The organism is Flavobacterium sp. (assembly GCF_044377315.1).
In the GTDB taxonomy this organism is placed as follows: Bacteria; Bacteroidota; Bacteroidia; order Flavobacteriales; family Flavobacteriaceae; genus Flavobacterium.
In genome coordinates, this window is sequence record NZ_JBILJG010000001.1 from 95,381 (window position 1) to 107,520 (window position 12,140).

The 12,140-nt window shown below is 32.9% G+C and carries 12 protein-coding genes; 5 read left to right on the top strand and 7 right to left on the bottom strand.

Going from position 1 to position 12,140, the window contains the following annotated elements; genetic code table 11:
* Positions 1-4: 4 nt before the first annotated feature.
* Together ACIQ66_RS00465 and ACIQ66_RS00470 are read right to left on the bottom strand one after the other, a co-directional pair.
* Positions 5-1,342 (bottom strand): dihydroorotase, encoded by a 1,338-nt coding sequence (locus ACIQ66_RS00465; RefSeq protein ID WP_396210850.1) that lies wholly within the window; start codon positions 1,340-1,342, stop codon positions 5-7.
* A gap of 11 nt (positions 1,343-1,353) precedes the next feature.
* Positions 1,354-2,079, bottom strand: coding sequence for a polyprenol monophosphomannose synthase (locus tag ACIQ66_RS00470; RefSeq protein WP_396210851.1), 726 nt, complete (start codon positions 2,077-2,079; stop codon positions 1,354-1,356).
* A gap of 150 nt (positions 2,080-2,229) precedes the next feature.
* Here ACIQ66_RS00470 and ACIQ66_RS00475 point away from each other — a divergent pair, with 150 nt between their 5' ends.
* The 3 genes from ACIQ66_RS00475 to ACIQ66_RS00485 all read left to right on the top strand — a co-directional run bounded on the left by ACIQ66_RS00475 (position 2,230) and on the right by ACIQ66_RS00485 (position 4,803).
* On the top strand, positions 2,230-2,895 hold the full coding sequence (locus tag ACIQ66_RS00475; RefSeq protein WP_396210852.1) for a DUF4271 domain-containing protein: 666 nt from the start codon (positions 2,230-2,232) through the stop codon (positions 2,893-2,895).
* 16 nt (positions 2,896-2,911) lie between these two features.
* Positions 2,912-3,661 carry a uroporphyrinogen-III synthase gene (locus tag ACIQ66_RS00480; protein ID WP_396210853.1) on the top strand — a complete coding sequence of 250 codons (750 nt, stop codon included), beginning with the start codon at positions 2,912-2,914 and terminating at the stop codon, positions 3,659-3,661.
* 104 nt (positions 3,662-3,765) lie between these two features.
* The gene (locus ACIQ66_RS00485; RefSeq protein WP_396210854.1) at positions 3,766-4,803 is read left to right on the top strand and encodes an aldo/keto reductase; all 1,038 of its coding nucleotides are present in this window, start codon (positions 3,766-3,768) and stop codon (positions 4,801-4,803) included.
* A 71-nt stretch (positions 4,804-4,874) separates the two neighbouring features.
* Here ACIQ66_RS00485 and ACIQ66_RS00490 read toward each other — a convergent pair whose 3' ends face one another.
* The 4 genes from ACIQ66_RS00490 to ACIQ66_RS00505 all read right to left on the bottom strand — a co-directional run bounded on the left by ACIQ66_RS00490 (position 4,875) and on the right by ACIQ66_RS00505 (position 9,299).
* Entirely contained in the window at positions 4,875-6,248 is a 1,374-nt protein-coding gene (locus ACIQ66_RS00490) for a PQQ-dependent sugar dehydrogenase (RefSeq protein WP_396210855.1), read from the bottom strand.
* 221 nt (positions 6,249-6,469) lie between these two features.
* Entirely contained in the window at positions 6,470-6,712 is a 243-nt protein-coding gene (locus ACIQ66_RS00495) for a hypothetical protein (protein ID WP_396210856.1), read from the bottom strand.
* Positions 6,709-7,518, bottom strand: a complete 810-nt coding sequence (locus ACIQ66_RS00500) for an SDR family NAD(P)-dependent oxidoreductase (protein WP_396210857.1) — start codon at positions 7,516-7,518, stop codon at positions 6,709-6,711. The genes ACIQ66_RS00495 and ACIQ66_RS00500 overlap by 4 nt, the downstream gene beginning before the upstream one ends.
* The gene (locus ACIQ66_RS00505; RefSeq protein ID WP_396210858.1) at positions 7,515-9,299 is read right to left on the bottom strand and encodes a 1-deoxy-D-xylulose-5-phosphate synthase; all 1,785 of its coding nucleotides are present in this window, start codon (positions 9,297-9,299) and stop codon (positions 7,515-7,517) included. Before ACIQ66_RS00505 ends, ACIQ66_RS00500 begins: the two co-directional genes overlap by 4 nt.
* Before the next feature lie 37 nt (positions 9,300-9,336).
* Between ACIQ66_RS00505 and ACIQ66_RS00510 the strand changes: the two genes are divergently transcribed.
* Positions 9,337-9,786, top strand: coding sequence for a nucleoside deaminase (locus tag ACIQ66_RS00510; protein ID WP_396210859.1), 450 nt, complete (start codon positions 9,337-9,339; stop codon positions 9,784-9,786).
* Positions 9,787-9,839: 53 nt separating this feature from the next.
* Entirely contained in the window at positions 9,840-10,604 is a 765-nt protein-coding gene (locus ACIQ66_RS00515; RefSeq protein ID WP_396210860.1) for an SIMPL domain-containing protein, read from the top strand.
* 76 nt (positions 10,605-10,680) lie between these two features.
* Here the strand turns inward: ACIQ66_RS00515 and ACIQ66_RS00520 are convergent, their stop codons facing one another.
* Positions 10,681-12,129: a G-D-S-L family lipolytic protein gene (locus ACIQ66_RS00520; RefSeq protein ID WP_396210861.1), complete on the bottom strand. Its 1,449-nt coding sequence runs from the start codon at positions 12,127-12,129 to the stop codon at positions 10,681-10,683.
* Between the last annotated feature and the right edge of the window lie 11 nt (positions 12,130-12,140).

Below are 12,140 nucleotides of genomic sequence, written 5' to 3' on the forward strand. Positions count from 1 at the left end.
ATTATTATCTATCAAAAAGTAAACGTTTTCCGCAACGAATATCTTTTACTTTAGCGTTAAAATAAACCAAATTTCCATTTACAAAAGTATGCGTAATTCTTGATTTAAAATTGATTCCTTCAAATGGTGACCAACCACATTTAGCCAAAATATTTTCTTTCTTTACACTCCACGGCGAATTAGCATTTACAATCACCAAATCGGCATAAAAACCTACTTTTATAAAGCCTCTCTTTTCAATTTTAAAGATTTTTGCAGGATTATGGGCCATTTTTTCAACGATTTTTTCAATTGAAATTTTGCCTTTATGGTAATTCTCAAACATAGCCACAATAGCATGTTGCACTAATGGTCCTCCAGAAGGTGCTTTTAAATATGATTGTTGTTTTTCTTTAATTGTATGTGGTGCGTGGTCGGTGGCAATAACGTCAATTCTATCATCGAGTAATGCTTCCCAAAGTGCATTTCTATCATTTTCGGTTTTTACTGCTGGATTCCATTTGATATAATTGCCTCTTGTTGCATAATCTTCATTAGTAAACCAAAGATGATGTATACAAACTTCAGCAGTAATTTTCTTCTCTTCAAGCGGAATTTTATTAGTAAACAACTCCATTTCTTTTGCTGTCGAAAGATGAAACACATGTAATCTTGCTCCCGTTTTTTTAGCCAAAGCAATAGCTCTTGACGAAGATAAATAACATGCTTCTTCACTTCTTATCAAATGATGAACATCAACCGGAATATCTTCTCCGTATTGCTTATTATATAATTCTAAATTGTTTTTTATAGTCGTTTCATCTTCACAATGAACGGCAATAAGCATTGGTGTACTTAAGAATATTTTTTCTAAAACGGCTTCATTATCAACCAACATATTTCCGGTTGAAGAACCTAAAAATATTTTGATTCCAGCAACATTTTTGGGATTGGTTTTTAAAACTTCTTCCAAATTATTGTTGGTAGCACCCATCATAAACGAATAATTGGCATATGATTTTTCGGCTGCAATTTGGTATTTTTCCTCAAGAAGTTCTTGCGTAACCGCATTTGGAACAGTGTTAGGTTGCTCAATAAATGAAGTAATCCCTCCAGCAACAGCCGCACGAGATTCTGAAGCGATATCGGCTTTGTGTGTCAATCCTGGCTCTCTAAAATGTACTTGATCATCAATAGCGCCTGGAATAAGATAATTTCCTTCGGCATCAATAATTTCTACTCCTGGCTTAGGACTTATTTGGTAGGCAATTTCAGTAATAATTTCATTTTCAATTAAAACATCACCTTCAAAAATAGTTCCTTCGTTAACTATCTTGGCATTTTTTATTACTATCTTATTCATTTTTTTAACGTTTATAATCGGTTAAAAAACTTTCTAATTCGCAACGAAATAACACCTAAAACTGCTTCTTTAAAAATAGCACTGCTCATTTTAGATTGGCCTTTGGTTCTATCTGTAAAAATAATGGGGACCTCAACTATTTGAAAACTTTTGGCAAATGTTCGGTATTTCATTTCTATTTGAAAAGCATAACCTATAAACTTTATTTTATCGAGATTTATACTTTCTAGAACAATTCTTTTGTAGCAAACAAATCCTGCAGTGGCGTCGTGAATTTTCATTCCTGTAATCATTTTTACATAAACCGATGCAAAATAGGACATCAAAACTCTGCTTAATGGCCAGTTAACAACATTTACACCTGTTACATACCTTGAACCAATGGCTAAATCAGCATCCCCTAGATGGCACGCATTGTATAATTTTTCTAAATCATTGGGGTTGTGGGAAAAATCAGCGTCCATTTCAAAAATATACTGGTACTTATGTTTTAAAGCCCATTTAAAACCATGTACATATGCGGTTCCTAAACCCGCTTTTTTTGCCCTTTTTTCAAGAAAAAGTTTGCCTTGAAACTCTTGTAGTAATTCCTGCACTTTTTGGGCAGTATGATCTGGCGAATTATCATCAATGATCAACACATGAAAATCCTTATGCAAGGTAAGTGTTGCTCTAACAATACTTTCAATGTTTTCAATCTCGTTGTAAGTTGGAATTATGACAATGCAATCGCTCATTTTGAAATAGAAATTTGAGACAAAAATAAACTTTTTATTATTGTTGATTCATAATAAAATTATAATAATCGAATGTTGAGAGCAATTTTTATTCAATTTGAAATTTGAAATTGATTGATAAACAATAAAAATTAGTAATTTTACACCGTTATGATTGAAACTGTTTTTCATCCAAGAGTAATTGAAAACAAAGACTGGGCAACGATTCTTTTCGTGATTGCTCTAACAATGGTTGCAATTACGAAATCAGCTTATGGAAATCGTTTTTATGATTTTATGAAACTGCTATTTTCGGATAAATACAATAAAATTTATCGAGATACCAATAATTTGATGAGTGCCTTTACTGTAATAATGTTTATTATTAATATGATTTCGTTGGCATTTTTCATTCAACTTGTATTACATAACTTAGGCTATGTGTCTAAAAATGATTGGATTGTGTTTATTCAAATCATTACTTTTTTATTGGTTTTTGTGCTTTCTAAATATTTGATAGAAAAAATTATAGCGACATCATTTAACATTGAAGAGTTCGTTGAGCAATATAATTTACAGAAAGTCAACTACAGAACATACATTGGATTACTAATTTTGCCTCTTGATATTATTTTATTTTATAGCAAATACACATCAAAAACTCTAATTTTTTTAATAATTGGTATTTTTTTGATACTAAATTTTATAAATTATTTTATTTCTTTAAAAAATTATCAAAATTTACTATTTCGTAAGTTGTTTTATTTTATTTTGTATCTTTGCGCACTTGAAATTGCACCCTACTATTTCATGTTCCATTGGTTTACAAAAAGTTAGTTACAAAAAGTAATATATGAAAGTCAAAACAATTTTGGTTTCGCAACCAGAGCCTAAAGTAGAAAATTCTCCCTACTTTGATTTGCAAAATAAGCATAAAGTAAAAGTTGATTTTAGACCTTTTATACATGTTGAGGGCGTAAATGTTAAAGACGTCAGACTTCAAAAGATAGATTTAAATAATTATACCGCTATAATTTTAACGAGCAAGAATTCTGTAGATCACTTTTTTAGAGTGGCGGAAGAAATGCGTTATAAAGTACCCGAAGGATTAAAATATTTTTGCCAGTCGGAAGCTATTGCATTTTATCTTCAAAAATATGTGGTGTATAGAAAACGTAAAATTTATGTAGGTCAAAAAGACTTTGTAGATATGTCAACGTTGTTCAAAAAATATAAAGAAGAAAAATATCTTTTACCATCTTCAGACCAATTAAATGCTGATATTCCGCAAACATTAAACAATTTGAAAGTAGATTGGACACCCGGAACTTTTTACAAAACTGTAATGAGTGATTTGTCTGATTTAGCAGATGTTTACTATGATGTTTTAGCGTTTTTCAGTCCAACTGGAATAAAATCATTGTTCAAAAATTTCCCTGATTTTAAACAAAACGATACGAGAATTGCCGTTTTTGGAAGTACAACTCAAAAAGAAGCGCTTGAACATGGGTTGAGAATTGATATTCTCGCTCCAACACCAGAAACACCTTCTATGACAATGGCATTAGAAAAATATGTTTCGGAAGCCAATAAAGGAAAATAAGGAATCAACATATGTTAAAAGTCCGTTTAAAGTTATTTTAAACGGACTTTTTTTATGTGTAATCATCTCAAAAAGCTATTTTTGCAATAGAAAATTAGCTACGCATGAATTATACTTTTCTACCAAATACCAATATAAAAATTAGCAAAATTTGCCTTGGCACAATGACTTTTGGTAATCAAAATTCAGAAACCGAAGCACATTCTCAGTTAGATTATGCTTTTGAACGTGGCATAAATTTTATTGATACAGCCGAAATGTATCCCATAGGTGGAAACAAACATATTTTTGGAAGTACTGAAAGACATATTGGGACTTGGCTAAAAAAAGTGAGTTCGCAAAGAGAAAATTTAGTAATTGCTACAAAAATTGCTGGTCCGAATCGTGGAATGGATTACATAAGAAAACCACTTGATTTTTCTAAAAAAAACATACATGAAGCTGTTAATTTAAGTTTAAAAAATCTTCAAACGGATTATATTGATTTGTATCAAATGCATTGGCCAGAACGTGTTATGAATATGTTTGGTCAACGCGGATTAACAAAAATTGATACTAATTGGCAAGACAATTTTTTTGAAGTGCTTACGGTTTATGAAGAATTAATCAAAGAAGGAAAAATAAAACATATTGGTGTTTCAAATGAAAATCCTTATGGTGTTATGCGTTTTCTTCATGAAAGTGAAAAACATAATTTACCACGAATTGCTACAATTCAAAATCCATATTCGTTATTAAATAGACTTTTTGAAGTTGGTTTATCAGAAATTTGCATGCGCGAAAAGGTTGGATTACTAGCTTATTCACCGCTTGGATTTGGGGTTTTATCTGGAAAATATTTGGGAGAAGTTAAACCAACCTTTAGAATGGCAAAATTTCCTCAATTCACGAGATATACGGGTGAAAACACAACAAAAGCAACTCAATTATATAAAGAATTAGCAGAAGCAAATGGATTGACTTTGGTTCAATTGGCAGAAGCTTTTGTACACCAACAATCGTTTGTAACCTCAACTATTATAGGCGCCACTTCGCTCGAACAATTAAAAGAAAATATTGATGCGTTTGAAGTGATTTTATCAGATGAAATTTTAAACGAGATTGATAGAATTCAAGCTTTAATTCCTAATCCTGCTCCTTAATTTTTAAAAAAATAACTCTGTCAAAATTTTGAACTTTGACAGAGTTAAATAGTAGTATTTATTAGTATAATTTATTCAATTACAAGTTTAGTAGTATAAAAAGCCCCTGATTTATCTTCAATTTTTAGCAAATATATTCCAGAAGATAATACAGATGTTGCTATTTTATTACTTTCATTTTCAACAGATTGAGAAAGCAACATTTTTCCTGAAACATCAAAAACAGTTACCTTTAAAGTTGAAAAACCATTTAACTTTTTGATAAAGAATTCATCATTGGCAGGATTAGGGAAAATGGAATATCCAGCTTTTTCAAAATTGGAATTTGATAAGGATATATCAACAATTTTGTAAATAGTGCTACTTTTTGCCACATATAATTCTCCGTTTTTATCTTCTCCAAAAGTTGTAAAATTATTTGAACCAGTAAAATTTGATGTGTAACTAATAACTCCAGATTCGTCTACAATACCTAATCTATTTCGACAGTAATCAGCAAAAACGTATTTGTTTAGAAGGTTTGGATAAAGACTTCCTGTATAAAGATAACCGCCTGTTATGGAGCAACCATCAGAATGAGAATATTGTGCAAAAGGCATTGTCAAAGTTCCAATAGCTGGACAGCCAGTAGTATTGAAGGGCACATTACCTTCGTAACATCTCCATCCAAAATTTAAACCTGCTGGAATAGGGCTTGAAACTTTATTTATTTCTTCTGCAGCATCTTGACCCACATCGGCAATCCATAAATCGCCATTTAATCGATTAAAAGAAAACTTCCACGGATTTCTAACGCCTGTTGCCCAAATTTCATCGTTGCCGGTAATTCCAACATAAGGATTTGTTGGTGGAATTCCGTAATTGAGTGGTGCAACAGGATTATCAACATCAATGCGAAGCATTTTGCCTAAATTATTAGTGATATTTTGAGCTCTGTTTCCAGGATCGCCGCCACTTCCGCCATCGCCCATTCCGATATATAAATATCCATCTGAGCCAAAACGGATGCATCCACCATTATGGTTTGCAAAAGGTTGTGCTATGGTCATCAAAACAGTTCCAGCCGTATTAGCCACATTTGGGTTTCCAGCACTTACATTATATCTAGCAATAACAGTTGCTCCATCGGATGCACGCGTATAGTTAACAAAAAATAGCCCATTTGTTGCATAATTTGGATGAAAAGCCAATCCTAAAAGCCCTTGTTCACCACCAGAAACTACAAGAGAAGAGAGATTTATAAACGGCGTTGCATTTATAGTTCCGTTAGTGTTTACAATTCTTATTTGACCTGCTTGTTGCACAACGAAGAGTCTTTCGTCTCCTGACGGATGTGCTATATCAACCGCGCCAGAAAGTCCCGTTGCAAATGATTGAATTGTAAGTGTTTGCGCTATTGAAACATTCAATAATAATAGCAGATTAATGTAGATTATTTTTTTCATAAGTATTGGATTAGTCTTGTAAAAATACTCTTTTTATTCAAATAAAAAAACCTGACACTATTAAATATCAGGTTTTTAACATTTTACGACACAGTCCTAAAATAATAAATAGAATTACTTTTTTTGAAAATTGTTTTATACAAAATATGCTATTTTATTGATGAATTTGATTGTTGTCAAAAGCTAGAAGCTCGCGCAAGCTGAAAACAATATAAAATCATTTAACCATTCTTTTTAAAAACCTTAACCAATCCAAAAACACTCACCATTGCCCAAGTGGCTTCTAGGATTATAAAAGGTAAATAGTTGATAAGAATAGAAGCATAGCAAGCAATTGAAGCACCCATGATATTCATAACATAAAACAGAACACCGTCCTTTTTTATAAAAGAAAAAATGTTCATGAAATAGGCAATCAGAATAATCCCAACACCAATCGTTCCCACAATGTCATTATAACTCATAGTTGATTTTCTTTAAATTGATAACCTAAAATATTTTCTGTTTTTTTACTCAAAATCAATTTGCCAACAGATGGTTTTGAAGTTTCAAATTCAGGTAACGGCAACTTTAGTTCCATTGCTTTTTGCGTGTAATACTCTTTTCTTGTAGGATGAAATGGAGTAACAGCATTGAAAATTTCAGCATAAATTCCTTTAGAAATAATAGCTTCAATAATTCCGATACAATCTTTTTGATGAATAAGATTAATCGGAGCATCAGGATTTTCGATGTTTTTCCTACCGGAAAGCATTTTAATAGGATGTCTATCTTCGCCAATAAGTCCACCAAATCGAACAACAGTAGTTTGAAAATTTGAGTTAGAAAACAGCAATCTTTCTGATTCTAAAAGTTGTTTGCCAGATTCGGTTTCGGGTTGAGGTTTTGTGTTTTCAGTTATTTCAGTTATTTCAGAATTAGAATCTGCATAAACCGAAGTCGAACTAACAAAAAGGACTTTCTTAACAGTTGATTTTTCAATCAAGGGAATAAGATTTTTAATTTTTGAAACAAAACTTTCTGAGAAACCGCCTCTTAATTTCGGTGGAAAATCAATAATTAAAATTTCAGAATTCTCTAAAAAAGCATTGAAGTCGCCAACAATTTCATTTTCACTAACAGAAATTAAATAAGGAAGAATCCCAACAGTTGAAAAAATAGAAAGTTTACCCTCAGAAGTTGTTGAACCTCTAACCAAAAAACCTTTTTCTATTAATGATTTAGCCAAAGGAAAACCCAACCAACCGCAACCTAAAATACTAATTTTCATAGTTGTTTTTCAAAAATTTCTACCAAACTTTCAACATCAATTTTACAAATCTTTTGCAATTCATCAACCGTTCCATGTTCCATAAAAGCATCAGGAATACCAAGTGTTTGGATAGTGTTTTTAAAATTATTTTCAGAAGCAAATTCAATTATCGCCGAGCCAAATCCGCCTTTTATAGCGCCATCTTCAATAGTGATAATCGTAGAAAAGGTTTTACAAATTTCACCCAATAAAACAGTATCAAGTGGCTTTACAAATCCAAAATCATAATGCGCAATAACATTAAGATTTTTCATTTTATCCAAAGCCAAACTAACATTATTCCCAATAAATCCAGTAGATAAAACCGCCACTTTTGTTCCCTTTTTCAACAAATGCGCTTTTCCAATTTCAATATTCAAAAATTTGCTTTCTTCCATCTTCCATCTTCCATCTTCTATCTTTCCTCTACCACGCGGATAACGTATAGCAATAGGATGTTTCAATCCCAAAGAAGCCGTGTACAAAATATTTCGCAAATCAATTTCGTCTTTTGGCGCATAAATAATCATGTTAGGAATACATCTTAAAAAAGCCAAATCAAACACGCCGTGATGCGTTGCTCCATCTTCACCAACCAAACCAGCTCTGTCTAAACAGAAAATAACGGGTAAATTCTGTAAAGCCACATCATGAATTACTTGGTCGTAAGCGCGTTGTAAAAAAGTGGAGTAAATATTGCAAAAAACCACCATTCCTTGCGTTGCCATTCCAGCCGCTAAGGTAACCGCATGTTGTTCGGCAATTCCAACATCAAAAGCTCTTTGGGGAAATTTTTCCATCATAAACTTTAACGAACTTCCACTAGGCATAGCGGGTGTAATGCCGATAATTTTTGGATTTTTTTCGGCCAATTCAACCAAAGTTAACCCAAAAACATCTTGAAATTTCATTGGTAAATTTTCTTCCGATTTAGGATGGATTTCACCTGTTTTGGCATCAAATTTTCCAGGTGCATGATACTTTACCTGGTCTTCTTCTGCCAGTTGCAACCCTTTTCCTTTGGTAGTAATTACATGAAGAAATTTTGGCCCTTTTACCTTTTTGAGGCGTTCTAATTCCGAAATCAATTTTAGTAAATCATGACCGTCAATTGGACCTGAATAATCGAAATTCAGAGACTTAATCATGTTGTTCTGCTTCGGATTTTTTCCTTCTTTAACCGACGTTAAATAATTCTTTAAAGCACCAACACTTGGGTCAATTCCGATAGCATTGTCATTCAAAATCACGAGTAAATTGGCATCAGTTACACCAGCATGATTCAATCCTTCAAAAGCCATTCCGCTTGCAATAGAAGCATCGCCAATTACCGCAATATGATGTTTGTTTTCGCCTTTGAGTTGCGAAGCAATCGCCATTCCTAACGCCGCCGAAATCGAAGTTGAAGAATGTCCAACGCCAAAAGTATCATAAATACTTTCGCTACGTTTTGGAAATCCAGAAATGCCACCAAGTTGACGATTGGTATGAAATTTTTCTTTTCTTTCGGTTAAAATTTTATGTCCGTATGCTTGATGGCCAACATCCCAAACCAATAAATCTTCAGGAGTATTAAAAACATAATGAAGTGCAATAGTTAGTTCAACAACGCCAAGACTCGCACCCAAATGACCTTCTTTTTTGGAAACAACATCAATAATAAAATCGCGCAATTCCTTTGCTACTTGAGGTAATTGAGGAATTTCCAATTTTCGCAAATCGGTTGGAGAAACAATATGTTGAAGTAAATTTTCTGACATGTAGCAAATGTACAAATTGAATTCCTATTTTTGTGTAATGGAAAACATTTTCACCGACGAGTATTTTATGAAAAAAGCTTTGCAAGAAGCCGAAATCGCTTTTGAAAAGGGTGAAATTCCCGTTGGCGCCATTATTGTAGTCGACAATAAAGTGATTGCCCGAAGCCATAACTTAACCGAAATGCTCAATGATGTAACTGCTCATGCCGAAATGCAATCGATAACAGCAGCAGCCAATTTTATAGGTGGCAAATATCTTAAAAACTGTACTTTGTATGTTACGCTTGAACCTTGTCAAATGTGTGCTGGTGCATTGTATTGGAGTCAGATTTCTAAAATTGTTTTTGGTGCAAGAGATGACCAGCGTGGTTATCAAAAATTAGGAACGCAGTTACATCCCAAAACTACCGTTATTTCTGGAGTTTTAGCTGAAGAAGCAGCCAATTTAATGAGACGTTTTTTTGCTGAAAAAAGAAATAAAAATTAATGCCTTATTGGTACATTTATTGTGCTATATTTAAAATAAAAACAAATAAAATTATGGAAGACAACAAAGTTAAATCATCAATTATTATTGGATTAGCCGTAATAATTACAGCTTTTATTTTAGGAATGGCTTTTAAAAACAGAAATGAGAATTTAGATTCGATTTCGGTAATTGGTTTAGGTACAAAAGATTTTGTTTCTGACGAAATTCTTTGGTCAGGAAGTTTTACGACGAAGAGTTTTGACATTAAAGAATCGTATAACAAGATGATTTCCGATCAAAAGATTGTATCCGAGTTTTTTGTTAAAAAGGGATTTAATCCAAATGAATTTTCTTTTGGAGCAGTTCAGTTTAACAAACGTTTTAGAGAAGTAAGAATAGAAAATGGGGAGAATGCCTATAATAACAAATATGAACAAGTTTTTGATGGATATGAGGCAACTCAAACCATTTCATTTTCTGCAAAGAAAAACCCTGATTTGATGAAGCGAATTGAAGCTGTTTCTAGTAAAACTTCTGAATTGATTAATTCTGGTATTGAGTTATCTTCAAATTCTATTCAATATACTTATTCAGATTTGCCGAGTTTGAAACAGAGTTTAATTGAAAAAGCGACAAAAGATGCTAGTGAAAGAGCTAATAAGATTGTAAATACTGCAGATGGCGATTTAGGAAAGCTTAAAAACGCAAGTATGGGTGTTTTTCAAATAACAGGTCAAGGTTCAACAGAAGATGATAGCTATGGTGGAAATTTTGACACTTATAGCAAAAATAAAACCGCTAGAATTACTGTTCGTTTAGAATATGAGCTTGAATAAATAGAATTTAAAATTATTAAAAAAACCGTCTAGTAATAATAACTAGACGGTTTTTAATTTTGTTATAAAACGCTTCTTATAAACTTGAAGGAAACTGAACTCTATATTTACTAATATCTACAGGTTTCAAGTTAGAACCATATTTTTTGTTTATGGCATCCATAAATGCATTAGCAATCAAAGCATATCCTCTAGGAGAAGGGTGTACTCCGTCCATTGAAAAACCACCACCTGTAACATACGTCGATCTTACAGTGTAACCATTAGAAGAAACACCAGTAGTAGCTACTTGAGACATTAATTTTTTAGCATCAAAAAATGCTAAACCTTTTGAAGTGGCAAGTGTTTCAATAGTTGCATTATATGCGTCAACTGCAGTTTTAATTTCTAAATTTTCAGCTTCTGTTAATACCCAATTATCTGCAAGAGGAGAAGTAATTCCATTTCCAGCAGCAATATGTACTTGAGCAGAAACTCCACCCGAACTTAAGAGGATTAAATCTTTACTAGTTGCCATTCTCATTTTTGGAACAGTAGGCCCTAAATTAGATAATGCCTCATCTATAATAACTAAAGCATTTTTACCTTCAACAAATGTTATAGTTCTTTTGGCTTTTTCTTCAGCAGAAATTGGAGCTCCGGCAATGCCAATATTATAAGCGTTGTAAGCTGTATTTAAAGCAGTTGCATTAGCAAGAGGTAATGTTGCAGCATTATAAGCTACAGTAGTGAAAAAAGGAATTGAACTAACATAAGGAATATTTGCTACAACACCTTTAGCACCACCAGATGTTAAAGTTGTTACTAAAGCCCCATATGTACCATCAAAACCAACGCCTGGCGCACCACTTGGGGGTGTTATGTCTCCACCATTAATTGGATCTTGAGCAGTTGTTACTCCGCCTGCAGTTGCATATCCTAACACATCATTATTACCTATCCATAAAGAGAAAAAAGTTGGTTCTTGCGCCATTGCATCTTGTAATATAGATTTGTTTGGGGCTGAAGCAAAACGAACAAAATATGGGTTTGCTAACCCTAAAGCTAAGTTTGCAGGATTTCCATATCCATCAAATAGTAAATGATAGCTTTTAGCGCCTGGAACACCCATGTTATTATAAGGACCTCCAGTATTTGGAGCAAAAACTTCAGTTGTTGATGTTCCAGAAACAGGAACTGGTCCTGCTCCATTAAAATATAATCTTCGTCCAAATCTAGGGTTTGCTGCACCGCCAAATAATAATCCTCCAACATTATCCGCCATAAATGGAATTTTAAATTCCCCACCTCCAACTTTTGCAAATTGTTGCGCTAGTATGTTTGTGTATGATCCTTTCTGCCCTTCGATAAATAGTGCATTATCACTAAATCCTGCTGTAAGTGAATTACCCAAAGCGACAAATTTAGTAAAATTTGCACTACCTGCAGTTAGTGGTTCTTCAACTACGGCTGTTGTTTTATCATCACTCTCACATGCTATAAAGGTTGCTGCAACCAAAAATAGCCATTTGAAATTTTTTATCATATTTATAAAAT